General features: G+C 60.6%; 23 protein-coding genes and 1 other RNA gene. 8 read left to right on the top strand and 16 right to left on the bottom strand.

What is annotated here, in order from left to right; genetic code table 11:
* Nucleotides 1-119: 119 nt before the first annotated feature.
* Complete coding sequence (gene zigA, locus ACL2XM_RS26525) at nucleotides 120-1,325, bottom strand: zinc metallochaperone GTPase ZigA (RefSeq protein WP_413733271.1); 1,206 nt, start codon at nucleotides 1,323-1,325, stop codon at nucleotides 120-122.
* Between the two features lie 187 nt (nucleotides 1,326-1,512).
* The gene (gene mntR / locus ACL2XM_RS26520; protein WP_413721412.1) at nucleotides 1,513-1,983 is read right to left on the bottom strand and encodes a manganese-binding transcriptional regulator MntR; all 471 of its coding nucleotides are present in this window, start codon (nucleotides 1,981-1,983) and stop codon (nucleotides 1,513-1,515) included.
* A gap of 379 nt (nucleotides 1,984-2,362) precedes the next feature.
* Here mntR and ACL2XM_RS26515 point away from each other — a divergent pair, with 379 nt between their 5' ends.
* Genes ACL2XM_RS26515 through ACL2XM_RS26500 form a run of 4 tightly spaced genes read left to right on the top strand, consistent with a single transcriptional unit; the run spans nucleotide 2,363 to nucleotide 5,749 of the window.
* Nucleotides 2,363-3,220, top strand: coding sequence for a metal ABC transporter substrate-binding protein (locus tag ACL2XM_RS26515; protein ID WP_410016734.1), 858 nt, complete (start codon nucleotides 2,363-2,365; stop codon nucleotides 3,218-3,220).
* A complete protein-coding gene (locus ACL2XM_RS26510) occupies nucleotides 3,217-4,029 on the top strand; it encodes an ATP-binding cassette domain-containing protein (protein ID WP_410013604.1) in 813 nt (270 codons plus the stop codon). The genes ACL2XM_RS26515 and ACL2XM_RS26510 overlap by 4 nt, the downstream gene beginning before the upstream one ends.
* A complete protein-coding gene (locus ACL2XM_RS26505) occupies nucleotides 4,029-4,898 on the top strand; it encodes a metal ABC transporter permease (RefSeq protein WP_410013603.1) in 870 nt (289 codons plus the stop codon). Before ACL2XM_RS26510 ends, ACL2XM_RS26505 begins: the two co-directional genes overlap by 1 nt.
* Nucleotides 4,895-5,749, top strand: a complete 855-nt coding sequence (locus tag ACL2XM_RS26500) for a metal ABC transporter permease (RefSeq protein WP_413731976.1) — start codon at nucleotides 4,895-4,897, stop codon at nucleotides 5,747-5,749. The genes ACL2XM_RS26505 and ACL2XM_RS26500 overlap by 4 nt, the downstream gene beginning before the upstream one ends.
* A 122-nt stretch (nucleotides 5,750-5,871) precedes the next feature.
* Here ACL2XM_RS26500 and ACL2XM_RS26495 read toward each other — a convergent pair whose 3' ends face one another.
* The 9 genes from ACL2XM_RS26495 to ACL2XM_RS26455 form a co-directional block, all read right to left on the bottom strand.
* Nucleotides 5,872-6,198, bottom strand: coding sequence for a transcriptional regulator (locus tag ACL2XM_RS26495; protein ID WP_410013601.1), 327 nt, complete (start codon nucleotides 6,196-6,198; stop codon nucleotides 5,872-5,874).
* Nucleotides 6,199-6,308: 110 nt separating this feature from the next.
* Nucleotides 6,309-7,961: a kdo(2)-lipid A phosphoethanolamine 7''-transferase gene (gene eptB, locus ACL2XM_RS26490; RefSeq protein ID WP_410013600.1), complete on the bottom strand. Its 1,653-nt coding sequence runs from the start codon at nucleotides 7,959-7,961 to the stop codon at nucleotides 6,309-6,311.
* 368 nt (nucleotides 7,962-8,329) lie between these two features.
* The gene (gene gcvP, locus ACL2XM_RS26485; RefSeq protein WP_413731974.1) at nucleotides 8,330-11,194 is read right to left on the bottom strand and encodes an aminomethyl-transferring glycine dehydrogenase; all 2,865 of its coding nucleotides are present in this window, start codon (nucleotides 11,192-11,194) and stop codon (nucleotides 8,330-8,332) included.
* A gap of 140 nt (nucleotides 11,195-11,334) precedes the next feature.
* Nucleotides 11,335-11,727: a glycine cleavage system protein GcvH gene (gene gcvH / locus ACL2XM_RS26480; protein WP_410013598.1), complete on the bottom strand. Its 393-nt coding sequence runs from the start codon at nucleotides 11,725-11,727 to the stop codon at nucleotides 11,335-11,337.
* Nucleotides 11,728-11,753: 26 nt separating this feature from the next.
* Nucleotides 11,754-12,851, bottom strand: a complete 1,098-nt coding sequence (gene gcvT, locus ACL2XM_RS26475) for a glycine cleavage system aminomethyltransferase GcvT (RefSeq protein WP_413721417.1) — start codon at nucleotides 12,849-12,851, stop codon at nucleotides 11,754-11,756.
* Nucleotides 12,852-13,206: 355 nt separating this feature from the next.
* Nucleotides 13,207-14,421 carry an FAD-dependent 2-octaprenylphenol hydroxylase gene (gene ubiI / locus ACL2XM_RS26470; RefSeq protein WP_413731972.1) on the bottom strand — a complete coding sequence of 405 codons (1,215 nt, stop codon included), beginning with the start codon at nucleotides 14,419-14,421 and terminating at the stop codon, nucleotides 13,207-13,209.
* Between the two features lie 43 nt (nucleotides 14,422-14,464).
* The gene (gene ubiH, locus ACL2XM_RS26465; protein WP_413731970.1) at nucleotides 14,465-15,643 is read right to left on the bottom strand and encodes a 2-octaprenyl-6-methoxyphenyl hydroxylase; all 1,179 of its coding nucleotides are present in this window, start codon (nucleotides 15,641-15,643) and stop codon (nucleotides 14,465-14,467) included.
* A gap of 3 nt (nucleotides 15,644-15,646) precedes the next feature.
* Nucleotides 15,647-16,960, bottom strand: a complete 1,314-nt coding sequence (gene pepP / locus ACL2XM_RS26460; protein ID WP_410013594.1) for a Xaa-Pro aminopeptidase — start codon at nucleotides 16,958-16,960, stop codon at nucleotides 15,647-15,649.
* A 62-nt stretch (nucleotides 16,961-17,022) separates the two neighbouring features.
* On the bottom strand, nucleotides 17,023-17,604 hold the full coding sequence (locus ACL2XM_RS26455; RefSeq protein ID WP_410013593.1) for a YecA family protein: 582 nt from the start codon (nucleotides 17,602-17,604) through the stop codon (nucleotides 17,023-17,025).
* 213 nt (nucleotides 17,605-17,817) lie between these two features.
* Here ACL2XM_RS26455 and zapA point away from each other — a divergent pair, with 213 nt between their 5' ends.
* From zapA to ACL2XM_RS26440, 3 genes are all read left to right on the top strand, one after another.
* A complete protein-coding gene (gene zapA / locus ACL2XM_RS26450) occupies nucleotides 17,818-18,147 on the top strand; it encodes a cell division protein ZapA (protein WP_410013592.1) in 330 nt (109 codons plus the stop codon).
* Between the two features lie 40 nt (nucleotides 18,148-18,187).
* Nucleotides 18,188-18,371, top strand: a non-coding RNA gene (gene ssrS / locus ACL2XM_RS26445) — 6S RNA.
* Nucleotides 18,372-18,601: 230 nt separating this feature from the next.
* Nucleotides 18,602-19,201: a 5-formyltetrahydrofolate cyclo-ligase gene (locus ACL2XM_RS26440; protein WP_413731968.1), complete on the top strand. Its 600-nt coding sequence runs from the start codon at nucleotides 18,602-18,604 to the stop codon at nucleotides 19,199-19,201.
* Nucleotides 19,202-19,331: 130 nt separating this feature from the next.
* Here ACL2XM_RS26440 and serA read toward each other — a convergent pair whose 3' ends face one another.
* Together serA and rpiA are read right to left on the bottom strand one after the other, a co-directional pair.
* Nucleotides 19,332-20,564 carry a phosphoglycerate dehydrogenase gene (gene serA / locus ACL2XM_RS26435; protein WP_413731967.1) on the bottom strand — a complete coding sequence of 411 codons (1,233 nt, stop codon included), beginning with the start codon at nucleotides 20,562-20,564 and terminating at the stop codon, nucleotides 19,332-19,334.
* Between the two features lie 315 nt (nucleotides 20,565-20,879).
* A complete protein-coding gene (rpiA, locus tag ACL2XM_RS26430; RefSeq protein WP_410013589.1) occupies nucleotides 20,880-21,536 on the bottom strand; it encodes a ribose-5-phosphate isomerase RpiA in 657 nt (218 codons plus the stop codon).
* A gap of 216 nt (nucleotides 21,537-21,752) precedes the next feature.
* On the opposite strand from rpiA, the gene ACL2XM_RS26425 reads away from it, so the two are divergent.
* Nucleotides 21,753-22,646, top strand: coding sequence for a LysR family transcriptional regulator ArgP (locus tag ACL2XM_RS26425; protein ID WP_410013588.1), 894 nt, complete (start codon nucleotides 21,753-21,755; stop codon nucleotides 22,644-22,646).
* Nucleotides 22,647-22,701: 55 nt separating this feature from the next.
* Here the strand turns inward: ACL2XM_RS26425 and ACL2XM_RS26420 are convergent, their stop codons facing one another.
* The 3 genes from ACL2XM_RS26420 to mscS all read right to left on the bottom strand — a co-directional run bounded on the left by ACL2XM_RS26420 (nucleotide 22,702) and on the right by mscS (nucleotide 25,370).
* Complete coding sequence (locus tag ACL2XM_RS26420) at nucleotides 22,702-23,427, bottom strand: oxidative stress defense protein (RefSeq protein ID WP_413729480.1); 726 nt, start codon at nucleotides 23,425-23,427, stop codon at nucleotides 22,702-22,704.
* Nucleotides 23,428-23,618: 191 nt separating this feature from the next.
* A complete protein-coding gene (locus ACL2XM_RS26415) occupies nucleotides 23,619-24,248 on the bottom strand; it encodes a LysE family transporter (protein ID WP_413731965.1) in 630 nt (209 codons plus the stop codon).
* A 204-nt stretch (nucleotides 24,249-24,452) separates the two neighbouring features.
* Complete coding sequence (mscS, locus tag ACL2XM_RS26410; protein WP_410013586.1) at nucleotides 24,453-25,370, bottom strand: small-conductance mechanosensitive channel MscS; 918 nt, start codon at nucleotides 25,368-25,370, stop codon at nucleotides 24,453-24,455.
* Nucleotides 25,371-25,419 lie beyond the last annotated feature (49 nt).

Raw genomic sequence — 25,419 nt, 5'->3', positions numbered from 1 at the left:
ACAAGCACTCTTTATCTGGTTAATTCGCCGGGCGGCGATTATACGCGTACCCGGCGAAATAAGCAGGGATCTTTATCAGTAGTGCGGGCTTTTCCCGATAAAAGCAGCCAAATGCCAGGTTATGACCATTGCGGAAACGGATCGCCATACCAGAACCACATCTCCGGTCCCTGCGCCATTTCCCGATCGGTCAGCAGACAGGCGTCAAAACCTGCCCTTAAACCCGCCTCATCCATGCCGATTCCGATCAGCACCAGTTCCTGACGAGCATCGCCGACCCCGTCAACCCAGTTGTCGTGAATAAATGCCAGCGTATCGGGATCGCCGGGCCATCGATCGCGGGGTATGGCGGCCCACCAGCAGCCAGCCGGAGCATGCCTGCTGACGCCGCCGGCCTGGGACCATGAACCGGCATGCGCCGGACGGGTGGCCAGCCAGAAAAAACCCTTGGAACGCATCACCCCGGGCCAATCCTTCGCAATCCAGGCGTAGAAGCGCTCTGGATGAAACGGCCGGCGGGCGCGATAGACAAAGTGGGTAATGCCGTACTCTTCGGTCTCCGGCGTATGCTCGCCGCGCAGCTCCCTCAGCCAGCCCGGCGCCTGCGCCGCCTGGTCAAAATCAAACAATCCGGTGTTCAGGACGCTATCCAGCGCCACCCGGCCGAATTCAGCCGCTTCGATTTTTGCCCTTGGGTTCAGGCCGCGCAGGATAGCCAACAGGCGCAGGCGTTCGTCTTCGCCGATCAGATCGATTTTGTTCAGCACCAGCACATCGCAAAATTCGATCTGTTCGATCAGGAGATCCACCACCGTGCGCGGGTCCTCCACGCCCAGGGATTCGCCCCGGGATGACAGGCTGTCGCGCGAAGCGTAATCGCGCAGGAAGTTGAACGCATCCACCACGGTGACCATGGTATCCAGGCGGGCGACGTGCGACAGGCTCAGGCCGTCGTCATCGGTAAAGGTAAAGGTCTCGGCCACCGGCAGGGGTTCGGAAATACCGGTGGATTCGATGACCAATTGGTCGAATTTGCCCTCTTTCGCCAGCCGGCCGACTTCCAGCAGCAAATCTTCCCGCAGGGTGCAGCAAATGCAGCCGTTGCTCATCTCCACCAGCCTTTCATCCGTTCTGGACAATTCGGCGCCGCCGTCGCGCACCAGTGCCGCATCAATATTCACGTCCGACATATCATTGACGATCACCGCCACGCGGCGGCCTTGCCGGTTGTTAAGGATGTGGTTAAGCAAGGTGGTTTTACCCGCGCCAAGGAACCCCGAAAGCACGGTTACCGGCAGGGGAATGGATGCACGCCCTTCCCCCATCCGGGTTATGCCGGGCATTTTATCTGTCGCACGCATGTTTCACTCCATCAGTGTTGTGGTTGGTAAAAGGGCGGAGAAGTCCGTGCTTTAATGTTACGTTATAACATAACGTATTCAATAAAGACCAGAGCTTTCCCGCGTCTTTCGCCTGCGGGACACACAGAAGGAATGGATAAGGTAAAGGCCGTTATTTTTGCCGGGCGGCCTGTTCGGTAAACGCGCGGAAAATGGCCAGCGTTTCTTCGCTGACATGATGCTCCAGCCCTTCGGCATCCAGGCGCGCCGTCTCAGGACTGACGCCCAGCGCCAGCAGGAACGACTCTACCACCTGGTGCCTTTCCCGGCTGCGCGCCGCCAGCGCCTCGCCCTCGGGGGTAAGAAAAACGCCGCGGTAGGGTAATTGCCGGATTAGCCCCGCCGCGGCCAGCCTTTTCAGCATTTTCGCCACCGTGGGCTGCGATACGCCCAACCGCGCGGCCAATTCCACCTGGCGGACTTCGCCGAAATCACGGATAAGATCGTCGATAAGCTCCACATAATCGTCCATCAGCTCGGCACGGTGGGCTGCCCTGACCTGAAGGAAACCCTGCGCATGTTCCTGTACATCCACAAGTTGCGTGCTACGGACGGGCATATCCGCTTTTTCAGGGGTGGTCATAGTCCTTCCTCTTGATGTACGGCTGCATAAGGCCATCACCGGCGATGGCGAGGTAAAGCATAGCATTGTTACCAAAGGCGTTGATAAACAAAATAGGCATGCACGGCGCGGCGGTGACGACAAACAGATTAAGTTTGCCTTTGCTATACAGTATAGCTCATGCTATATATGAACATTAAAGCATCACTTGTTAATTATATACATGCAAATGTAATGACGCCCCGGCCGTGCGGACATCGGTAAAAGATGACGACACTGTACTCCGACCCTGCCAGGGCCAGCCTGATGACCGGAAGCGTTTATGGAGATCGCCGACATGCCGTTATTGCCGTTAAAGAGACGTTTTTCCGCCCTGGCGCCATGGGGCCTGCTGTTTGGCATGGCGTTATCGCTTGCCGGCACCCCCGCCATGGCGGAGAAAAAATTCAAGGTGATAACCACCTTTACCATTATTCAGGATATGGCGCGCAACGTGGCCGGCGACGCGGCGGTAGTGGAATCCATCACCAAGCCCGGCGCGGAAATCCATGATTACCAGCCTACCCCGCGCGATATCGTCAAGACCCAGTCGGCGGACCTGATTTTGTGGAACGGCCTGAACCTGGAACGCTGGTTTGCCCGTTTTTTCGATAATATCCATGACGTGCCCTCGGCCGTAGTCACCGAGGGCATCGAGCCGCTGCCTATCCGTGAAGGCCCCTATAACGGCAATCCCAACCCCCATGCCTGGATGTCGTCCGCCAATGCGCTGATCTATGTGGAAAACATCCGCAAGGCGCTGGTGCAATACGACCCGGCCAACGCCGACGCCTACAACCGCAACGCCAAAGCCTATGCGGAGAAAATCGCCGCCACCGACGCCCCGCTGCGCGCCCGGCTGGCCAATATACCCGAATCCCGGCGCGTGCTGGTGACGAGCGAAGGCGCCTTCAGCTACCTGGCGCGGGATTACGCCCTGCGCGAAGCCTATCTTTGGCCGATCAACGCCGAGGAGCAGGGCACGCCCCAGCAGGTGCGCCGGGTGATCGATCTGGTGCGGGAGCAGCAGGTCCCGGTGGTGTTCAGCGAAAGCACCATCTCGGATAAACCCGCCCGGCAGGTCGCCAAGGAAACCGGCGCGCGCTACGGCGGCGTGCTATATGTCGATTCGCTGTCGGCAGCCGGCGGGCCGGTGCCCGACTACCTCAGCCTGCTTAACGTGACGGTGGATACCATCGCCAGGGGGTTCGGCCAATGAACAACACCGGCTATCAGCCCGATCTCCGGGTGGACGACGTGACGGTCACCTACAATAACGGCCATACCGCCATCAGCAACGCCAGCTTCCGGCTTACCGGCGGCACCATCTGCGCGCTGGTCGGCATCAACGGCAGCGGCAAATCGACATTGTTCAAAAGCATTATGGGCATGGTGCGCCCTTCCTCCGGCAAGGTTACCCTGGATAACCTGCCGGTGGCGAAGGCGCTGCGTAAAAACCTGATTGCCTATGTGCCGCAAACCGAGGAAGTGGACTGGAATTTCCCGGTGCTGGTGGCGGATGTCGTGATGATGGGGCGTTATGGCAAAATGTCTTTCCTGCGCATCCCTTCCGCCGAGGATAAGGCCCAGGTGGACCGGGCGCTGGCGCGGGTCGGCATGAGCGCATTCCGCCAGCGCCAGATTGGCGAACTGTCCGGCGGCCAGCGCAAACGGGTGTTCCTGGCGCGGGCGCTGGCGCAGCAGGGACGGGTCATGCTCCTTGACGAGCCGTTTACCGGTATTGATGTGCAGACCGAAGATGCCATTATCGCGCTGCTGCAATCGCTGCGCGCCGAAGGCCATCTGATCCTGGTCTCTACCCATAACCTGGCCAGCGTGCCGGAATTTTGCGACCGGGTGGTGATGATCAACCGCACGGTACTGGCCGCCGGCCCTACCGCCGCCGCCTTTACCCAGGAAAACCTGGAGCGGGTATTCGGCGGCAGGCTGCGCCAGTTTGATATCGCGGCGGCCGGGGCGCCGCGGGCCGGACTGCGCGCGGTCGACGCCGATAAGCGGGTGTCGTGATGATGGCGCTCTTGCTACAGCCGTTTCAGTACGATTATATGCTCAAGGCCATTTGGGTAAGCGGCATTGTCGGCGGGGTCTGCGCCTTTCTTTCGGCCTACCTGATGCTCAAGGGCTGGTCGCTGATGGGGGATGCGCTGTCCCACTCGGTGGTGCCGGGCGTGGCGGGCGCATATGCGCTGGGTTTGCCCATCGCCGCCGGCGCGTTCCTGACCGGTATGCTGGCGGCGCTGGTGATGACGCTGGTGCGCCATTATACCCGGCTGCGCGAGGACGCCATTATCGGTTTTGTCTTCACCACTTTTTTCGCCGTCGGGCTGCTGATCGTTTCGCTAAATCCCACGTCGGTCAACGTGCAATCGATCATCTTCGGCAATATCCTCGGGATAGCCGACGCGGATGTCCTGCAGGTGCAGGTGATAAGCGGCGTGTCTTTTATCGTGCTGTGCGTGATCTGGAAGGATCTGCTGGCGGCGTTTTTTGACGAGGGCCATGCCGTCTCCATCGGCCTGTCGCCGCTGCGCCTGAAAATTATTTTTTTCACGCTGTTGAGCGCCTGTACCGTGGCCGCGCTGCAAACGGTCGGCGCCATCCTGGTCATAGCCATGGTGATAACGCCCGGCGCCACGGCGTACCTGCTGACCGATCGCTTCCCGCGCCTTATCATAATCGCCGTGATCATCGGCACCCTGACCAGCGCTTGCGGCGCCTGGCTGAGCTATTTCCTGAACGGCGCCACCGGCGGGGTTATCGTTACCCTGCAAACCCTGGTTTTCCTGCTGGCGTTTTTGCTGGCGCCGAAACACGGGCTGCTGGCCGCCAAGATGCGTGGCCGGGCGCGGGCTAAAGATAGACGGAGCGCCGGATGATGGCATGGTTGGATTACCTGCTCGCCTATGTCGCCGAACCACTGGGCTTTCCGTTTATGCAACGGGCGATTATCGCCGCCATCGCCACCGGCGTGGTGTGCGCCATCTTGTCGTGCTTCCTGGTGCTCAAAGGCTGGTCGCTGATGGGGGACGCCATCTCCCACGCGGTGCTGCCGGGCATTATCCTGGCCTATATCGCCGGACTGCCGATCGTGGCCGGCGCCTTTGGATCGGGTATCGTATGCGCCCTGGGCACCGGTTATATCAAAGACCACTGCCGGGTGAAGGAGGACACGGTCATGGGCATTGTCTTCTCGGGCATGTTCGCCCTCGGCCTGGTGCTGTTTTCACGTATCGATACCGACCAGCACCTTAGCCATATCCTGTTCGGCAATGTGCTGGGCATTACGCCCGCGGAGCTGTGGCAGGTCGTGTTGATAGCCGGCGCGGTATCCCTGGTCATCCTGGTCAAGCGCCGGGATCTGATGCTGTATTGTTTTGATCCGGCCCAGGCGCGGGTGCTGGGCCTGTCGGTAAAGACGCTGCATTATGGCCTGTTATGCCTGCTGGCGCTGACCATTGTCGCCGCCCTGCAGGCGGTGGGCGTGATACTGGTGATCGCCATGCTGATTTCACCCGGCATTACCGCCTCCCTGCTCGCCCGCCGGTTCGACGGGATGCTGCTGGCGGCGGTGCTGGTCTCGGTGTTCTCCTGCGTTACCGGCACGCTGGTGAGCTTTTATATCGACGGCGCCACCGGGCCCTGCATCGTTATCGTCCAGGCCGTGCTGTTTGTGGCGGCGCAAATCTATCGCATCGCCCGGCGCAAAAATCACGCGGCCACCGCCTGAGCGCATCCGCCGGGCGCGGCGACGCTATCATGGTGCTGGCGCCGGGCGATACTTGCCAATCGCCTTCCCTTTTGTTGGTGCAAAATCCAGCCAGCAAATATCGCCGCGTCCAGGAATAAACATCAGTAATCCAGCTCCCCAGCGATGGGCGCCGCCAGATCGTCGGCATGGGCGGTATACGCGGTAAGTCCCATTAACAGGTCGGATTCCCGGAACCGTTTTTTATGGGCTTTTTGAGTGACTAATCCTTGCTCGCTCATCTCGATATCCACCGTATCCCCCGCTTCGAAATGCGGGATGGTTTTAAGGTTACCGGATAAACGCAGCGCAATGCTATTGCCCCATTTTTGTAAAACCGCCTGGGTATGCATAACAACCTTATAGGTAAAGGTATCGACAATGAGTAGACATGCAGCAGGCGCGATGTCAACACCGTGGGTGTCCGCCATACCCGGCACAGGGTGCCTTGTGCCGGGTATCGGGCGTGATGACTGAAAAATCAGATCCCCGGGCATCACCGGCGTCTCGCCAAGGCCATCTCTGACCTGGACGCCGCGGCCTAGGGCGTCTGGCACCAGTTACGCTGCTTGACGATGCCGCCGTCGGGGGAGGTAAAGCCGATGCAGCCTAAGATACTGTCATAGAGTTTTTCATGGAATACCGGGGTCTTGGCCGCCGCGAGGGCGCGCAGCCGGCTAAACGCCGCCTGGTGATCGCTCCCGCGCAGGAAGCCGTCCGAGGCCCAGACCATAATGGGGATGGTGCGTTGTTCAATCGGCGCATGATCGCGCGGCGTGCCGTGGAAATGCATATTTTCCGCGATGGATTCCCCATGATCGGAGGCGTAGAACACGATGGCGTTACGATCGCGCAGCTGATCGAAGACCTGTTTCAGGAAATAGTCGGTGTACAGCAGGCTGTTGTCATAGGAATTGACCAGTTCCTCGGTGGAGCAGGCATCGTCGATGCCCTGGCATTCCGGCTGGTAACGGGCGAACTGGCGCGGATAACGCTCCGTATACATATAATGGGAACCCTTGGTATGCAGCACGATCAGGTGCTTGCCGTCGGGATGGCGCGCCAGGGAATCGTGCAGTTCGTCCACCAGCGCCATATCGTCCACCGGCTCGCCCGCGTTGCGTTTTTCCGCCTGGATGGTTTCGCGCAGGGCATAGTCGTCGGCCATCACCTTATTATAGAACCAGGCCTCGCTCTGCATGGAAAACAGCTCGGAGCTAAAGCCCTGTTTTTTTAATACGGAAAAGACGTTCATCTCTTTCAGGGTGCGCTGCGGCGCTTCCGACGCGCCGCCCTCGCGCACAAACATGCAGCGCAGGGAGAGCTTGGTGGACGTATCGCAGGAGTAGCCCTGCAGCAGCGCCAGGTTCTTTTCCTTGTCCAGGTTGGGCGTATTATCGCGCTGGTAGCCGTAGGCGCCCATATGGTCGCGGCGCGCGCTCTCGCCGATGATAAACACCACATACAGATCCTTGACATCCTTCGGCGCCACATACGTAAAATGCTGCGCCGGATCGTACAGCTTGCGGCTGTCCTCCGCCTGGCTATAGGAGCTGTAGATCAGCATGCCGAGCGCCGACAGCCAGTTTGACGGCGAGTAGGAGCCGGCGACCACGCCGCCGTAGCTGGCCATGGTGCGGTTATTCTCGCGATCGTGCTGGTCCTGTACCTGGCCCATCAGCTTCAGCGGCAGCCAGCAGCACAGGGCGGCGGTAACGATCAGCAGCCCTTTTTTGGAAATATGCCTGACGTTGCTGCGCCTGAGCGCCGCTTCGGGCATCGGCGCCAGCCAAATCAGCGCCAGGGGGATCAGGCTGACCAGGATAACCCAGATAAAGAAGTGGTAACCCACCGATTCCTTTGACAGGTCCACATCGGTGGTCATCACGGCGGCCAGGATGCCGTAGCCGATATCCACGTTGTACAGCACCATGTAATAACTGGCGGCCACCGAACTGACCACCACCAGGGTGACCAGTACGCGATAGAGTGTCTTGCCCAGCAGCGAGAGCAGCATGGTCAACAAAAACACCAGTGAAAACAATGCCAGCACTTCGATAGCCACCGACAAGGCATTATTATATTGCAGTTGCTGGTAGCGGCGGATCAGAATGGGTATGTTAAGAATAATCCCGATATAAAAAGCGATAAACAGGGAAATTTTCAGTTGGGATAGTTGCAGAAGCTTTCTCATTAATTCTATTTTTCTCAGTATAAATGACTGCGGATAAGCACATCCCGTACTTAATCACACTCCGCCGGGCCATCTTTAATGTCTTCGTAATATCAGACGAGGGATAATCCTTATCGGACCTCCGTATAGCTCAGGTGGTTCATTTAGTCAGGCGAATATCAGACGATATGATGTAACAACACGTGTTGTCGGCCGCAGCAGGCGGGGTAAAACAGCGGTAATGGGCGTCAGCGCAGGGGCGATCGCCGTCCGCCCGGCGCCGGGTGGGCTGGGCTTTCCAGGAAAGGCGTAGGATGCGGCCAAGCCCGCTCCCCCGCCCGTCCCGGTGCGATACCGGCGCGTCGAGCGGGGACAGCGCCGGTCAGCGCCTATTCATAATCCTCGATCGGCACGCAGGAGCAGAATAAATTGCGGTCGCCGTAAACATCATCCAGGCGTTTTACGCTCGGCCAGTATTTATTGCCGAAGCCCGCGGGAAATGCCGCGGTTTCCCGGCTGTAGGGATGGGCCCACGCGCCCGCCAGCTCGCGCTCGATATGGGGCGCGTTGACCAGCGGATTGTCCGCCAGCGGCCATTCGCCGCTGCCCACCCGGTCGATTTCACCGCGGATGGCCAGCATCGCGTCGATAAAGCGATCCAGTTCCACCTGGCTTTCGGATTCGGTGGGCTCGACCATCAGCGTTCCCGCCACCGGGAAAGACATGGTGGGGGCGTGGAAACCGTAATCGATCAGGCGCTTGGCGATATCCATCTCGCTGATGCCGGTCGCTTCCTTCAGCGGCCGGATGTCCAGGATGCATTCATGGGCGACGCGGCCGTCGCGCCCGGTATACAGCACCGGAAACGCGGACTGCAACCGGCTGGCGATATAGTTGGCGTTCAGGATCGCCACCTGGCTGGCCTGCTTGAGTCCCTGGGCCCCCATCATGCGGATATACATCCAGCTGATCGGCAGGATCGAGGCGCTGCCGAACGGGGCGGCGGATACCGCGCCCTGGCGCGTCAGCACGCCGTCGATATGTACTACGGCATGCCCCGGCACAAACGGCGCCAGATGCGCTTTCACGCCGATGGGGCCCATGCCCGGGCCGCCGCCGCCGTGGGGAATGCAGAAGGTTTTATGCAGGTTCAGGTGCGAAACGTCGGCGCCGATAAAGCCCGGCGAGGTGATGCCGACCTGCGCGTTCATATTGGCGCCGTCCAGATACACCTGGCCGCCGAACTGGTGCACGATTTGGCAGACTTCGCGGATGGTCTCTTCGTATACGCCGTGGGTCGACGGGTAGGTCACCATGATGCATGACAACTGGTCGCCGGCCTGTTCGGCTTTCCGGCGCAGATCGTGTAAATCGATATTGCCGTTTTTATCGCAGGCCACCACGGTGACCGACATGCCGGCCATCTGGGCGGACGCCGGGTTGGTGCCGTGGGCGGAGCTGGGGATCAGGCAGATACGGCGGTTGCCCTCGTTGCGGCTCTCATGATAGCGGCGTATGGCCAGCATGCCGGCGTATTCTCCCTGCGCGCCCGAATTGGGCTGCATGCACAGCGCGTCATAGCCGGTAAGCTGCACCAGCCAGCGGGAGAGCTGGGCGATCATCTGCTGGTAGCCGGCCGCCTGCCCGACGGGACAAAACGGATGCAGCTCGGCGAACTCCGGCCAGGTGATGGGGATCATCTCGGCGGCGGCGTTCAGCTTCATGGTGCAGGAGCCGAGCGGGATCATCGACTGGTTAAGCGCCAGATCCTTGCGTTCCAGCTGATGCATATAACGCATCATGTCCGTTTCGCTGTGGTAACGGTTAAACACCGGATGCGTCAGGATGGGCGTGGCGCGCAGCAGATCCGCCGGGATGACGTCCCCGACCGCGCGGTCAAGGGCATCGATATCCAGCACGGCGTCGCCGCCGGTCACCACGCCGTACAGCGCGGCAAGGTCGTCGCGGCCGGTGGTTTCATCAAGCGTTATCCCCACCGCCCCGTCCAGGTCGGCGCGCAGGTTAATGCCGCGGGCCAGCGCGCGGCTTATCACCGCGTCTTTATCCGCCACATTGACGGTGAGGGTATCGAACCACCGGGCATGGCGCAGCGTCAGTCCCGCCGCCGTCAGGCCGGAAGCCAGGATGGCGGTCAGGCGATGGATGCGCGCGGCGATGCGTTTCAATCCTTCCGGACCGTGGTAGACCGCGTACAGGCCGGCGATATTGGCCAGCAGTACCTGCGAGGTGCAGATATTGGAGTTGGCCTTTTCGCGGCGGATATGCTGCTCGCGGGTTTGCATCGCCATGCGCAGGGCGGTACTGCCGGCCGCGTCGCGGGACACGCCGATAATACGTCCCGGCATGGAGCGCTTGACGTCGTCGCGGGCGGCGAAAAATGCCGCGTGCGGGCCGCCGTAGCCCATGGGCACGCCGAAACGCTGGGAAGAGCCGAACACCACGTCGGCCCCCTGTGCGCCCGGCGCCGCCAGCAGCACCAGCGCCATCATATCGGCCGCCACGCAACTGATGATGTGACGGGTTTTCAGTTCGGCCAGCAGCGCGCGGTAATCATGCAGTTCGCCGGTGGTGCCCGTCTGTTGCAGCAACACGCCGAAAACACCCTGCTGTTCCAGCGCGCGCGGGGCCGGGCCGGTGATCACCTCGAAACCGAAGGTCTCGGCGCGGGTGCGCACCACGTCCAGCGTTTGCGGATGGACATCGTTGGCGACAAAAAACACGTTGGCCTGTTTGAGCTTGCTGGCGCGCTTGGCCAGCGCCATGGCTTCCGCCGCCGCCGTGGCTTCATCCAGCAGCGAGGCGGAGGCGATATCCAGCCCGGTCAGGTCGAGGGTCAGTTGCTGGAAATTCAGTAAGGCTTCCAGGCGCCCCTGGGCGACCTCCGGCTGGTAAGGCGTATAGGCGGTGTACCAGCCCGGGTTTTCCAGCATGTTGCGCAGGATCACCGGCGGGGTGACCACCGCGCTGTAGCCCATGCCGATATAGGTTTTAAACCGCTGGTTAAGACTCGCCATGGCCCTGAGCTCCGCCAGCGCCTGGGATTCCGTGGCCGCATCGCCGACCGCCGGAGGCGCCGGCAGCTGGATGTCGGCCGGGACGATGTGGCCAATCAACGCGTCGAGCGTCGCGGCGCCGATAGCCGACAGCATATGCGCCTGCTGCTGCGCGCTGGGGCCGATATGACGCTTGATAAAAGCGTCATGGTGTTCAAGCTGGCTGAGAGTCTGGGTCATAAACAACAATTCCTGCATCGGGCATGGGACGGGGAAAGGCAACGTGCTCGGCAGGGACAGGGGCCGGTGTGGCGACGCCCTGTCCCGCCTGTTGGCCCCGGATGGCTGGTTAACCGTGCGGGGCCGGGTCTCGGTGGCGGTTATTCGTCTTCGTCAAGCGTGGCCTCATAGGCCTCGGCGTCAAGCAATCCGGCGACCTCGCTTTCGTCGTCGGCCTTGATCTGGAACAACCAGCCCTCGGTGTAGGGCGCGCTGTTCACCAGTTCCGGCGACGCTTCCAGCTCTTCGTTCACCGCCACGATCTCGCCGCCGATGGGCGCATAGATATCCGAGGCGGCTTTCACTGATTCGGCTACCGCGCAATCGTCGCTGGCGGCGAAAGACGTGCCGACGTCCGGCAGGTCGAGAAACACCATATCGCCCAGCAGTTCCTGGGCATGTTCGGTAATGCCGACGGTATACACGCCGTTACCTTCGTTGCGCACCCATTCGTGGGAGGGGGTATATTTTAGTTCTTGCGGCACATTGCTCATTGCCTTCCTCACTCTTGCAAAGTTAATTATTGAACGACCGGTTTACCGGCGCGCACAAAACCAGGTTTGGTGACCTTAACCGGCATTTCGCGGTTACGGATTAATACAATGGCGTGCTCGCCGATACCGGCGGGCACGCGGGCCAGGGCAATGCTGAAACCCAGGGTGGGCGAGAACGAACCGCTGGTTATCACGCCCGTTTTCATATTACCGTCGGCGTCGGTAAAGTGTACCGTCAGGTCGTTGCGCAGCACACCTTTTTCCGTCATCACCAGGCCGACCAGTTGGTCGGTGCCGGCGCGGCGCTGGGCTTCAAGCGCCTCGCGGCCGATAAAATCCCGATCCTCGGGCTGCCAGGCGATGGTCCAGCCCATGTTGGCCGCCAGCGGAGAAATACGCTCATCCATTTCCTGGCCGTACAGGTTCATGCCGGCTTCCAGGCGCAGCGTATCGCGCGCGCCCAGGCCGCAGGGTTTGACGCCCGCCGCCAGCAGTTTGCGCCAGAAGGACTCCGCCTCGGTTTTCGGCAGCGCAATTTCAAATCCCGCCTCGCCGGTATACCCGGTGGTGGCGATAAATAAATCCTCCGACTGCACGCCGAAGAACGGTTTCATCCCGGCCACCGCCGCCTGCTGCGCGGGGGTAAACAGCGTGCGCGCTTTCTCCTGCGCCCGCGGGCCCTGTACGGCAATCAGCGCCAGGTCGTCGCGTACCCGTACCGACACACCGTAGGGGGCCGCGTGGTCGGTCACCCAGGTGACGTCTTTGTCGCGGGTGGCGGAATTCACCACCAGGCGAAAATAAGTCTCTTCGAGGAAATAGACGATCAGATCGTCGATAACGCCGCCTGAGGCGTTCAGCATGCCGCTATAGAGCGCCTTGCCGGGCACGGTGAGCTTGGCCACGTCGTTCGCCAGCAGGTAGCGCAGGTATTCGCGGGTGCGCGGACCCGTTAAATCGATAATGGTCATATGGGACACATCAAACATGCCCGCGTCGCGGCGCACCTGGTGATGCTCCTCCAGCTGGGAGCCATAGTGCAGCGGCATCATCCAGCCATGGAAGTCCACCATTTTCGCGCCGCACGCTATGTGCTGTTCATACAACGATGTCAGCTGGGCCATCTCGTCCTCTTTGTCGTCAAATCAGGAGCTGTAAAATTGAATTTTACGCCGCGACGCCCACAGCGAATCCGGCGGCGCAAACGATACCTTTTGCCAGAAGTTACCACTGAATCCCGGGGGAAACCATAAATTAAATTATCCTGCGGCCAGGGCGGCGCAGGCGGAGGGGATAGGCATGAATCAGCATGTTATGTTGGCAAAGTGGCGAATACGGCGCACAAACAATAAATGCCGGCCGTCAAAAGCAAAATATGATAACAAAAAACCCTGACTTTGGTCAGGGGCAAAGACTTTATTCCCGATATCGGATTAGAAAATATAATGCAAAATAGCGGGTTAAATTAGTTTATTTCAGTCAAACCGCGCCCGGTTCCAGCCATGTAGGCAGATCGTTTAACCCCATGGCCTGGCGGATGAGCCGGGGTTTGACCCCGGGTACCGTATCGGCCAGGCGCAGTCCCGCGTCGCGCACCCATTTTTTCAGCGGGTTATTGCCGTCGAACAACTGGCGGAACCCCTGCATGCCGGCCAGCATCACGGCGGCGCTATGCTTGCGACGGCGCTCATAGCGCCGCAGGTAGGGATGATGGCCGATATCCTTGCCGGCCTGCTGCAGCCGGCGCAGCTCCGACAGCAGTTCCGCCACGTCCATAAAACCGAGATTTACCCCCTGCCCGGCCAGCGGATGGACCGTATGCGCCGCGTCGCCCACCAGCACCAGGCGGTGGGCGGCGAAATCCCGCGCATAGCGGGCGGTCAGGGGAAAGGTTAACCGTTCGCTTTGCAATTCGCATAACCCCAGCGCCAGGTTGAAGTGCGCAGCCAGCTGCGCGTTAAATCCGGCCGGCGCCTGTTCCTGGAGCGACTGCGCCATCTCGGGCGGCAGGGACCAGACGATGGAGCAAAGATGCGGATCGCTCAGCGGCAGGAACGCCAGGATGCCGTCGCCGTGAAACGCCTGGCGCGCAATGCCGCCGTGCGGATGTTCGGTACGCACGGTGGCCACCAGTGCGTGATGCTGGTAATCCCAGAAAGTCAGCGGAATATCGGCGTAGCGGCGCAGCCAGGAGTTGGCGCCGTCCGCGCCCACCACCAGCCGGGCGGTCAGCATGCCGCCGTCGTCGAGGGTGATAAACGCTTCGTTCTCGCCCCAGGCAATCTGGCGCGGCGCGCGCGGGCACAGCAGCGTCACGTCGGACAGCTGCCCGGCCCGGCGCCACAGCGCCTGGTGGATAACCGGGTTCTCGACGATATGGCCCAGATGGGCGTAGCCCAGCTGTTTACCGTCAAAGGCGATATTGCCGAAGCCATCGTTGTCCCAGACCTGCATGCCCTGGTAGGGATTGGCGCGCAGCGCGACGATATCGTCCCAGACCTGCAGGTGTTCCAGCAGGCGCTGGCTGGCGGCGTTGATGGCCGATACCCGCAGCGCGGGGTTATCGGCCGGCGGCACCGGCTCCGGCGCCTGTTGTTCCAGCACGGCCACGCGCATGCCGCTGCCCTGGAGTCCACAGGCCAGCGCCAGGCCGACCATGCCGCCGCCGTTGATGACCACGTCAAATGCTTGCATAACTGTAATATCCTTTTAAAGACCGGGAACCAGCGTAAGGGTGCTAACGCGCCACCCAGCCCAGGGTTTGCCGCGCCAGCGCGGCGCGCAGCCCCGGCGAAGCGGCCATGGCGGCAAGACCCAGGTTACGCGCCACCACCAGCGGCGGATGCCGGTTGGCAAACAAATGTATCAGGCCGTCGGTAATGCCGACCGTGCGGTCCTTATCGGGCAGACGGCGCTGCTGATAGCGCTGCAGGGTGGCGTAGGCGCCCGGGTCCTCGCCCCGCGCCAGGGCCTCGGCCAGGGTTTCCGCCAGGGTCATCACGTCACGCAAGCCCAGGTTGAACCCCTGGCCGGCAATAGGATGCAGGGTTTGCGCCGCGTTGCCCACCAGCGCCAGCCGATGGCTTACCTGGCGCGTGGCGGTGCGCAGCTGCAGCGGGTAACACTGCCGCTGCCCGCAGGCGGTAATACGCCCGAGCCGCCAGCCGAAGGCGGCTTGCAGCGCGTCGATAAACCGGCTTTCGCTCCAGCCGGTGATTTCCTGGCGCATGGACTGCGGCAGGCACCACACCAGCGCGCTGCGCCCCTGCGACATGGGCAGCATGGCCAGCGGCCCATGTTCGGTAAAACGCTCATAAGCCCGGCCCTGATGCGCCTCAGCGGTGGTGACATTGGCGATAATCGCCAGTTGCCCATAGTCCTCCTGGCGCCACTGCATATGGCAATGGCGCGCCGCCTGCGAGTGCGAACCGTCCGCCGCCACCAGCAGCGAGCCGATCAGCTCCGTCCCGTTGTCAAGCCGCGCCAGGATATCGTCCTGGCGGCGGGTAATATCCGTAAGCGTCGCGGGGCAGTGCAGCCTTACCCCCGGCGCCTGGCGCAGCAGGGCAAATAAACGCTGCCCGGCGTCGTGCAGCTCCACCACATAACCCAGCGCGGGCACGCGGTAGTCGCGCGCGGACAGCGAGACTTTACCCGGATAGCCGCTATCGCTGACCTCGACACGGGTGATGGGCGTGGCGCAGGACATCAGCGAAGGCCAGACACCGATGGCGGTTAATTGCTGGCTGGTGCCCTGGGCCAGGGCGATGGCGCGGGCGTCATAACCGGGATGGCGCCGGTTTTCCGGCGCGGCCGCTTCCACTAAATCGATCTCCAGCCGCCCGCCGGTCAGGCGGGACAAGGCCAGCGCCAGGGTGGCGCCGGCCATGCCGCCGCCGATAATGATCACCGACATAGGCTAGCGCGCCGCCGCCATCAGCGCTTCGATGGCATCCGGGTCCTTGACCACCGATGCGGTGAGGTTGTCGTTGCCCTGTTCGGTGATAACGATATTGTCCTCGATGCGGATGCCGATGCCGCGATATTGCGGCGGCACATCCGCGTCCGCGGCGATATAAATGCCCGGCTCGATGGTCAGCACCATGCCCGGCTCCAGGGTCCTGCCCCGCTCCGGGGTGCCGTAGTCGCCGACGTCGTGCACATCCAGCCCCAGCCAATGGCTTAAGCCGTGCATAAAGAACTGCCGATGGGCCTGGGCGGCGATAAGCCCGTCCACGTCGCCCTTCATTACGCCCAGCGCCACCAGCCCGGAGACCATAACCCGCACCGCCTGTTCATTGACTTCGCGGATACTGGTGCCCGGCCGGTACAACGCCAGGGATTTCTCCAGCATCGCCAGCACTATGTCGTACACCGCCCGCTGCTCGGGGCTGAACTTGCCGTTCACCGGGAAGGTGCGGGTGATATCGCCGGCATACCCCTGGTATTCACAGCCGGCGTCGATAAGCACCAGATCGCCGTCGCGCATCTGCGCCTCGTTTTCGGTGTAGTGCAGAATACAGCCGTTTTCGCCGCTGCCGACGATGGTATTGTAGGAAGGATAGCGGGCGCCGTGCCGGTTGAATTCATGCAGGATTTCGCCTTCCAGCTGGTATTCATACTGCCCCGGACGACAGGCCCGCATGGCGCGGGTATGCCCGAGCGCGGTGATTTCGCCGGCGCGGCGCATGACCGCCAGCTCCTCCGCCGATTTAACCAGCCTGAAATCGTGCACCCAGGGGCGCCAGTCGGTAAGCGTGGCGGGCGCGCGCAAATGCTGACGGTAGCCGCGGCGCAGGGTATCGAGGGCGTTAAACACCAGGGTATCGGCAAAGGCGTATTGTCCCTGGGCGTGATAGACCACATCCAGTCCGTTCAGCAGCAGGTGCAACTGATGATTGATTTCGTCCCACGGCAAGGCCCGGTCCACGGCAAGTCTGGCCGGGGCGGCCTCCTGGCCCAGGCGGCGGCCGAACCAGGTCTCGGCGCCGGGATCGCGCACCCGGTTGAACAGCACGCTGTGCGAATGGGTCGCGTCGCTTTTGATAAGCACCAGCGCCGCCTCCGGTTCGTTGAACCCGGTGAAATACCAGAAGTCGCTATTCTGGCGATAGGGATATTCACTGTCGGCGCTGCGCGTCGCCTCCGGCGCCGCAAAAATGACGGCGGCGCTGGCCGGAGCCATGTTGGCCAACAATGCCTGCCGGCGGCGTAAAAATTCTTGTGATGTCATCACTCTCTCCTGCCTTGCCATACTCTCAACAATTCAACGGGCGGTGCTGCCGGTTGCGGCGATCAGTGCAGCGTCGGCTTTGGCTTTTCCAGCGGGCCGGCGTGCTCCGAGCGGGTAAATCCATTATGGCAAAGAATGGCGGCCATACGCACGTATTCAACGACTTCCTCCAGCGACTGCGCCAGCTCTTCCTGATCTTCATCTTCGTCATAGCCGAGCTGGCCGATATTGCGCAGATCGTCGATGGCTTCCTTTAGCTCGCCCTTGATTTTATCCAGCTGCGGCTGCATCACGCCCAGCCCCAGCAGGAAATGATTTACCCAGCCGGCCAGCGCGTCCACGCGCTCGAATACCGTGGCGCGGTCGTCGTCGGGCAGCAGCAGCTGAAACATAAACTCCTCGTCGTCCAGGGTTTGCGCGGTGGCTTCGTGCAGCTGGCGCAGCGGGTCGGCCAGGGTCTGGGAAAAGGCCATGCCCTCGTTGGTCAGCTCGTGCACCAGCGTCTGCCAACTGTGATCCTTGTTGCCGCCGCACAGCATGCCGCTTATCAAACCATGCATTTCCGCCGGCGTCAGCGCCACGGCCTGTTGGTTAAGCAGTTGGGTCAGGTTATCGTAGTCGGGAAAGGTATTTTGTATAGACATGCGCTTTCATCGTCGTTGGCAGGATAAGTTCGTGTTATGCTACCACCAAGGTCCGTAGCTATACCAGAAAGGGCGTGTATCTTCTGTTTTATATGGATTCTTCTGTTTGATATAGCGCATGGATATAGAGTATAGTTGCGCCCGCCCTGTGCTCCCGCAATGGTGAAACGGGAGTGGCCTGGCGTCGGCGCGGTAACAAAGCAGGAAGGTGGTATGTCCGCACAACCGGTAGATATTCAAATTTTTGGCCGCACGTTAAGGGTAAATTGCCCGCCGGAACAACAAGAAGCGTTGAACCAGGCGGCGGAAGATCTTAATCAGCGGTTGCAAGATCTCAAAGTTCGCACTAGAGTCACCAATACAGAACAGCTTGTTTTTATCGCGGCACTGAACGTATGCCACGAACTGGCGCAGGAAAGAGTTAAAACCCGTGATTACGCCGCCAACATGGAACAGCGGATCCGGTTACTGCAGCAGACGATTGAGCAGGCACTGGTAGAACAGGGCCGTATCTCCGAGCGACCAGGCACGCAGTTCGAGTAACGATAGCCGCCGGGAAAATCCCGCGGAACAGGAATACAAAATTTCTCTGAGGTGTTCGCCAGCGGGCCCGTCCCCTGAGCCGATAATTTTTACCACAAGAATGTGGCGATCTGTAACTGGTGCGCAAGCTCGGTTCGTCCGAGAAGCCTTAAGGTTATAACGCTGCGTTCACCTTGAACCATGGGTTCAAGGGTTACAGCCTGCGGCGGCATCTCGGAGATCCCTTTATAGCGTAGCGTCGGCTTGCATCAGCAGCGGACGCGCGCGTCAGCGGCGCGGCTTGGTACGGCTCTCGGCACGGCGTATCAGGCTTCTTCCCCCCCGCCACACTCTATTCCCCGACAGCGCTTTTTCAGACCCGATTTCTTTATCCGCGTACGTTATGACATCCCCCCGGACCGTCTTTATGACATACTTTATTACCTTCTTTTTCCGGTATAGCGCGTAATCAGCCATGACCCAGTCGCCCGAAACGTCCCTGCAGCGGCAAAGCCTCCGCAACCATATCCGCCGGCAACGCCGCCGGCTCACCCCGGCCGAACAGGCCGCTGCGGCCGCGGCGCTGGTCAAAACCCTGCTGGCCGACCCGCGGGTTACCGCGGCCCGCAGCCTGGCGCTGTTTTTATCGTTTGACGGCGAGCTGGATACCCGGCCGCTTATTGAGGCGCTCTGGCAACGCGACCAGCGCGTTTATTTGCCGGTGCTGCACCCTTTCAGCCCGGGCCACCTGTTGTTCCTGCGCTACAGGCCCGATACGCCGCTGGTGGTGAACCGCCTGCATATCAGCGAGCCGCGGCTGGACGTGACCCAACTCTTGCCGGCGCGGCATCTCGATATCCTGTTTACCCCGCTGGTGGCCTTTGATGCCCGGGGCCAGCGCCTGGGCATGGGCGGCGGCTTTTACGATCGCACCCTGCGGCACTGGCGGCGCGGCGCCGGCTTCTACCCCATCGGGCTGGCCCACGATTGCCAGCAGGTGGACGCCATACCGGCGGAGCCCTGGGATATCCCGTTGCCGGAAATTGTTACCCCGTCGCGGCACTGGCGCTGGTAAACCGTCGGGGACGGATGGCGGCCCTTGGCCCGGTGGTGTATCCGGCGTGCGCGCTAAGCTGGCGGTACCCATAAAAAAACCCCGGCTCGCTAAGCCGGGGCTGGGGTCGACCACCTCAGGCGCGCAGCTATCAGTACAGCAGGCGGGCGCGGATAGTGCCGGGTATCGCCTTCAGCAGCTGCAGGGCGGTATTTTCGGTATCGGTTTCCACATCAATGACCACATAACCGATTTCGGGCGTGGTTTGCAGATACTGGGCGGCGATATTGATGCTTTGCTCGGCAAAAATCTGGTTGATGCGGGTCAGGATCCCGGGACGGTTTTCATGGATATGCAGTAAACGGCTGACGTTATCGCCATGTTCCGGCAGCGAGACTTCCGGGAAATTGACCGCCGACAGGGTCGAGCCGTTATCGGAGTATTTGGCCAGTTTGCCCGCCACTTCCACGCCGATATTTTCCTGCGCTTCCTCGGTGGATCCGCCGATATGCGGCGTCAGGATCACATTATCGAATTCACACAGCGGCGAGTTGAACGGATCGCTGTTGGTGGCGGGCTCTTCCGGGAACACGTCCACGGCGGCGCCGGCGATATGTTTACTGGCCAGGGCGTCGCACAGGGCCGGGATATCCACCACCGTACCGCGCGAGGCGTTGATAAACAGCGACCCCGGCTTCATATGGCCGAATTCTTCCTTGCCCATCATATTGCGGGTGGACTGGGTATCCGGCACATGCAGGGAGACCACGTCGCACATACCCAGCAGCTCAGGCAGCGAATCCACCTGGCGCGCGTTGCCCAGGGACAGTTTGCTCTCGATATCGTAATAGAACACCTGCATCCCCAGGCCTTCCGCCAGGATACTCAGCTGGGTGCCGATATGGCCGTAACCGATGATGCCCAGTTTCTTGCCGCGCGCTTCATAGCTGCCGCTCGCCTGCTTGTTCCACTGGCCGCGGTGCGCTTTGGCGTTGGCCTCCGGGACGCCGCGTATCATCAGCAGCATTTCGCCGAGCACCAATTCCGCCACGGAGCGGGTATTGGAAAAAGGCGCATTGAATACCGGCACGCCTTTTTTCAGCGCGGCTTTCAGATCGACCTGATTGGTGCCGATACAAAAGCAGCCGACGGCAACGAGTTTTTCCGCCGCGGCAAAGATGTCTTCCGTCAGGTGGGTACGGGATCGGATGCCGATAAAGTGCGCGTCGCGCACGGAGGCTTTCAGTGCCGCGGAATCCAGCGCGCCCTTATGGTATTCAATATTGGTATAACCGGCGCGTTTCAGGCTATCCACCGCGCTGGGGTGAACACCTTCGACCAACAGAAACTTAATCTTATCTTTTTCCAGCGATACTTTTGCCATTTCCCGACCCTTTTTGAGACTTCAGATGCGACTGCAACACACAGCACCCGGACAAAATAACAAAAATTACCGTGGCGGCAACAGGGCCGTTTATCCTTAAGACAGCATAAGACGCAGCCATAAGCGATTGCTATGGATAAATCCTCTGGTCTGGTGGAGAAGCGTCATATATATAGCAGGCCGATGGCATAAATGTGACATTTATCACTGAATTTCGCCTGCGGCGATAAAAGATGCTATGTAAACAAAATTAACATCCACCGCCGCCGGCGTGGAAAGCCGGCGGCGGCGCCGGGCGGTGGTAAAACCGGCCTGTTACTCGATAACCTGAACGCCCCCGGCGGTGCCGATCAGCGCCACATCCGCGCCGCGCCGGGCAAACAGGCCCACGGTCACCACGCCGGGCAGGCTGTTGATTTTGTCTTCCAGGGCCACCGCGTCCAGGATGCGCAGGTTGCGCACGTCCAGGATAATATTGCCGTTATCGGTTACCACGCCCTGGCGGTACTCCGGCAATCCGCCCAGTTTCACCAGCTCGCGCGCCACATAGGCGCGCGCCATCGGGATCACTTCCACCGGCAGGGGAAAATTGCCCAGGACGTCCACCCGTTTGGATCCATCGACGATACAGATAAATTTACGCGCGACCGCCGCGATGATTTTTTCGCGCGTCAGGGCCGCCCCGCCGCCTTTGATCATCTGCATCTGGCCGTTGATTTCATCGGCGCCGTCGACATAGATGTCCAGCACGTCGACGCTGTTGAGATCCAGCAGCGGGATACCGAGGCTCTTCAGCTTGGCCGAAGAAGCGTCCGAACTGGAGACCGCCCCTTCGATTTGATTCCTGATGCTGCCCAGGGCATCGATAAAATGCGCGGCGGTGGACCCGGTGCCGACGCCGACGATCGTGCCCGGTTTCACATACTTCAATGCCGACCAGCCCACCGCCTTTTTCAGTTCATCCTGCGTCATAAATAATTAAGCCTTGGCTACGGAAAGTGGGCGGTATTATAAAACAATATCATCGCCGATGGCGTGAATTCCGCCACAACCCGCCGCATCCCGGATGCCCGCGCCTGACACGGCTAAAATTTTGCGTCCGCAACCGGGTCAATCTATGGCATAGTGAAAACCGGTGACCAAAAAGTACCTATTGATGCACAGAGATATCGACGCAGGGGATAAAGAATGAAACGCCCGGACTATCGGACGCTGCAGGCGCTTGACGCCGTGATACGGGAACGGGGTTTTGAACGCGCCGCGCAAAAATTATGTATCACCCAATCCGCGGTATCGCAGCGCATAAAACAACTGGAAAACCTGTTTGGCCAGCCGCTGCTGGTGCGTACCATTCCCCCACGGCCCACCGAGCAAGGGCAAAAGCTGCTGGCCTTGCTGCATCAGGTGGAATTGCTGGAGGACGAATGGCTGGGCACCGATAACGGCAGCGACACGCCGCTGCTGCTGTCGCTGGCGGTGAATGCCGACAGCCTGGCGACCTGGCTGCTGCCGGCGCTGAAACCGGTGCTGACCGATTCGCCTATCCGCCTTAATTTACAGGTGGAAGATGAAACGCGTACCCAGGAAAGGCTAAGGCGCGGCGAAGTGGTGGGCGCGGTCAGTATCCAGCCCCAGCCGCTGCCGAGCTGCTTGGTGGATCAACTGGGCGCCCTGGATTATCTGTTCGTGGCATCCCAGCCTTTTGCCGATCGTTATTTCCCCCACGGCGTGACGCGCAGCGCGCTGCTGAAAGCGCCGGCGGTGGCGTTTGACCATCTGGACGATATGCACCAGGCGTTTTTGCAGCAGAACTTTGACCTGCCGCCGGGCAGCGTGCCCTGCCATATCGTCAACTCATCGGAAGCCTTCGTGCAGCTGGCGCGCCAGGGCACGACCTGCTGCATGATCCCGCATCTGCAAATCGAACGGGAGCTGGCGACGGGCGAACTGATAGACCTGACGCCGGGCCTGTACCAGCGCCGCATGCTGTTCTGGCATCGGTTTGCGCCGGAAAGCCGCATGATGCGCAAAGTGACCGATGCCCTGCTCTCCCATGGCCGGCAGGTCTTGCGCCAGGCCTGAGGGCCGCACAGCGCCGGCGCGCCCCGCAGTGGGACGCATCGGCCACACCCGCCGCCTAGGGCTGGCGTTGCAGCTCGAACACGACATCCACCTGATCGTCAAAATGGATCGCCTGCTGGACATAGGTCTGGGCCGCATCGGTCTGCGACATGGCCTCGTTGGTCTTAAACATCCGCGCCACCGGCACCGGCTGGTAGTTCGCCACATGGTAACGGATGCTGAAAATCGGCCCCAGGGTAGCTTTAAAGCCTTCCGCCAGCGAACGGGCCTGGGAAGTGGCGTTTTCAATCGCCTTGTTGCGCGCCTGATCGCGGTAGGCGTCCGGATTAGCCACGCCCAGCTCGACGGAGCGGATTTCATTCAGGCCGGATTTCAGCGCGCCGTCCAGCAGTTCATTGAGCTTGTCAAGCTGGCGCAGCGTGACCTGCACCTGGCGCACGGCGCGATAGCCTTTCAGCACCGATTCCCCGGTCTTTAAAAAATCATATTCCGGCTGAGTGCGCAGGTTTGCGGCGTCGATATCTTTATTTTCAATGCCGTTTTTATTCAGAAAATCAAAATATTGCGCCACGCGCGCGTCCACCTGTTTTTTGGCGTCGGCGGCGTCTTTCGAGGAAATCGACACTTCGATGGTCAGGGTGGCGATATCCGGCGTCGCCTCGACGCTTGACGTGCCGGAGGTGATCACATGCGGCCCGGCGGGAAGCTCGGCGGCCAGCGCCTGGGTCGTAAACGATCCTAATCCCAACAGGGTGGTTAACAGCAATGCTTTGACCTTCATGACGTCTCCTGTGCGGCAAAATGCGCTGAATATAAATGAAAATACCGCCTATGATTGCGCATTTTCATCTAAAAACAACGCCCTTTGCGCTTATTTACCGTTACGTGATTATCGGCACCCAGCATAATCGTTGCCGTTGCGTTAAAATATAGGATAAGTTCTCAATCTCATGCAGCGCCACGCCCCGGGCACTACGCCGGTTGCGCGGTAAACATCTGCCAGGCCTGGCGCGCCAGTTGCAGCGCCACCAGCCACATCACCACGCCGACGAATAACTGGATCCCGCGCTGCACCCGGCCGCGGTTAAGCCAGGGGGCCAGACGCGCCGATAGCATGGCCAGGCCGTAGAACCATACCAGGGACGCGCCGATGGTGCCGCCGGCGAACCAGCGCCGCGCCGCCGGCTCCAGTTGCCCGCCGATACTGCCCAGCACCACCAGCGTATCCAGGTAAACGTGGGGATTAAGCCAGGTCACCGCCAGCATGGTAAGAATAATGCGCCGCCGCGACGGGCGGAAGGCCTCGCCAGGGACACCGGCGCGGTCGGCCCCTTCCCCGCACCAGGCGTTTTTCAGCGCGCAAAAGCCATACACCGCCAAAAACGCCACCCCCGCCAGGGTCACGCCCTGCAACAATATGGGCGACTGCGACAGCAGCGCGCTGCTGCCAAAAACGCCGGCGATAATCAGCGCCATATCGCTTAACAGGCACAAAGTGGCGATCAGCAAATGATATTGCCGCCGTATGCCCTGGTTCATCACCAGGATATTCTGCGGCCCAAGGGGCACAATGGTCGCCATGCCCAACGCAAAACCCTGCATAAAAATAACCCACACGTCGCTCACCGCCTGCTGCCAATAAAAAGTAGCGCTAGTGTAATCAGAAGCGGATATCAGTTGAAATGGAATAAATTAATCTTGCATTAGCATTGCTTATAATCTGATCACCTGTGCGGCAGCGTGCAAGGCTGCCCGCCGGCATGGCGTGACAACCCGCCGCGCCGGCGGGAGTAGCGGCAAGGCCTCTCAGGAGGGTTGCCGCGGCGCAGCCGGGGCCGCGGGCGAATGGCCGCCCTCGGCCGCCGCCTCGGATTTGGGCTTGGGCGCGCGATACATATGCACATCCATTTGCGGATAGGGAATACCGATCTGGTGCTCGTCAAGGGCGCGTTTAAAGCTTTCCAGCAGGTCGAAGGTGGCGTTTTGCAGCGCATCCCGCGGTACCCAGGCGCGGACCATAAAATCGAGCGACGAGGCCCCCAGGGCGTTGAGGCGCACGGTAATACCCTTATCTTTCAGCACGCGGCTGTCGGCGGCGATAATATCGGTCAGCAGGCTTTTCACCTGTTCGATATCGGCGTCGTAGCTCACGCTGATAATCAAATCGATCAGCCGGTTGGGTTCCCGCGAGAAGTTGGTGATATTGCCGGACAGGATCTTGCTGTTGGGCACCACGATCATTTTGCCGTCGAAGGTGCGCAGCGTGGTGGAAAAGATCTGCACCACCAGCACGGTGCCGGCGGTGCCGGCGAAATCGACATACTCCCCGGCGCGAAAATGGCGGAAGGTCACCAGCAGCACGCCGGCGGCGAAATTGGACAGCGAGCCTTGCAGCGCCAGGCCTACCGCCAGGCCGGCGGCGCCGATAACCGCAATCACCGACGCGGTCTGCACGCCGATGCGCCCCAGGGCCGCGATAATGGTGAAAATGATGATGCCGTAACGGACAATGGCGGAGAGAAAGTCCGCCACGGTAATATCGATGTGGCGCGTTCTCATCAGTTTGTTGAGGGTGCGCGAAATGACGCCCGCAACCAGCATCCCGACGATCAGAATGATAATGGCGGCGACGATGTTCACCGCGTAATGGATTAATAATTGCTGGTTATTGACCAGCCAGCTGCCGGCGTCATTGATTTTATCGACTACGTTTAGATCTTCCATTTAGGTCATCCCACTCTGGTGTATTGCAAAAAAAAACCTGCCGGCGCTG

The sequence above is a fragment of the Sodalis sp. RH20 genome (assembly GCF_047324205.1).
Lineage (GTDB): Bacteria > Pseudomonadota > Gammaproteobacteria > Enterobacterales > Enterobacteriaceae > Acerihabitans.
Note: the sequence above shows the minus strand (reverse complement) of the source record. Positions and strands in the feature narration are given on the sequence as shown.

Bases quoted from the DNA above. Each gene is read 5' to 3' on its own strand.
- zigA (WP_413733271.1), bottom strand. From the start codon at position 1,325: ATGGGGGAAGGGCGTGCATCCATTCCCCTGCCGGTAACCGTGCTTTCG.
- mntR (WP_413721412.1), bottom strand. From the start codon at position 1,983: ATGACCACCCCTGAAAAAGCGGATATGCCCGTCCGTAGCACGCAACTT.
- ACL2XM_RS26515 (WP_410016734.1), top strand. From the start codon at position 2,363: ATGGCGTTATCGCTTGCCGGCACCCCCGCCATGGCGGAGAAAAAATTC.
- ACL2XM_RS26510 (WP_410013604.1), top strand. From the start codon at position 3,217: ATGAACAACACCGGCTATCAGCCCGATCTCCGGGTGGACGACGTGACG.
- ACL2XM_RS26505 (WP_410013603.1), top strand. From the start codon at position 4,029: ATGATGGCGCTCTTGCTACAGCCGTTTCAGTACGATTATATGCTCAAG.
- ACL2XM_RS26500 (WP_413731976.1), top strand. From the start codon at position 4,895: ATGATGGCATGGTTGGATTACCTGCTCGCCTATGTCGCCGAACCACTG.
- ACL2XM_RS26495 (WP_410013601.1), bottom strand. From the start codon at position 6,198: ATGGCGGACACCCACGGTGTTGACATCGCGCCTGCTGCATGTCTACTC.
- eptB (WP_410013600.1), bottom strand. From the start codon at position 7,961: ATGAGAAAGCTTCTGCAACTATCCCAACTGAAAATTTCCCTGTTTATC.
- gcvP (WP_413731974.1), bottom strand. From the start codon at position 11,194: ATGACCCAGACTCTCAGCCAGCTTGAACACCATGACGCTTTTATCAAG.
- gcvH (WP_410013598.1), bottom strand. From the start codon at position 11,727: ATGAGCAATGTGCCGCAAGAACTAAAATATACCCCCTCCCACGAATGG.
- gcvT (WP_413721417.1), bottom strand. From the start codon at position 12,851: ATGGCCCAGCTGACATCGTTGTATGAACAGCACATAGCGTGCGGCGCG.
- ubiI (WP_413731972.1), bottom strand. From the start codon at position 14,421: ATGCAAGCATTTGACGTGGTCATCAACGGCGGCGGCATGGTCGGCCTG.
- ubiH (WP_413731970.1), bottom strand. From the start codon at position 15,643: ATGTCGGTGATCATTATCGGCGGCGGCATGGCCGGCGCCACCCTGGCG.
- pepP (WP_410013594.1), bottom strand. From the start codon at position 16,960: ATGACATCACAAGAATTTTTACGCCGCCGGCAGGCATTGTTGGCCAAC.
- ACL2XM_RS26455 (WP_410013593.1), bottom strand. From the start codon at position 17,604: ATGTCTATACAAAATACCTTTCCCGACTACGATAACCTGACCCAACTG.
- zapA (WP_410013592.1), top strand. From the start codon at position 17,818: ATGTCCGCACAACCGGTAGATATTCAAATTTTTGGCCGCACGTTAAGG.
- ACL2XM_RS26440 (WP_413731968.1), top strand. From the start codon at position 18,602: ATGACCCAGTCGCCCGAAACGTCCCTGCAGCGGCAAAGCCTCCGCAAC.
- serA (WP_413731967.1), bottom strand. From the start codon at position 20,564: ATGGCAAAAGTATCGCTGGAAAAAGATAAGATTAAGTTTCTGTTGGTC.
- rpiA (WP_410013589.1), bottom strand. From the start codon at position 21,536: ATGACGCAGGATGAACTGAAAAAGGCGGTGGGCTGGTCGGCATTGAAG.
- ACL2XM_RS26425 (WP_410013588.1), top strand. From the start codon at position 21,753: ATGAAACGCCCGGACTATCGGACGCTGCAGGCGCTTGACGCCGTGATA.
- ACL2XM_RS26420 (WP_413729480.1), bottom strand. From the start codon at position 23,427: ATGAAGGTCAAAGCATTGCTGTTAACCACCCTGTTGGGATTAGGATCG.
- ACL2XM_RS26415 (WP_413731965.1), bottom strand. From the start codon at position 24,248: ATGCAGGGTTTTGCGTTGGGCATGGCGACCATTGTGCCCCTTGGGCCG.
- mscS (WP_410013586.1), bottom strand. From the start codon at position 25,370: ATGGAAGATCTAAACGTAGTCGATAAAATCAATGACGCCGGCAGCTGG.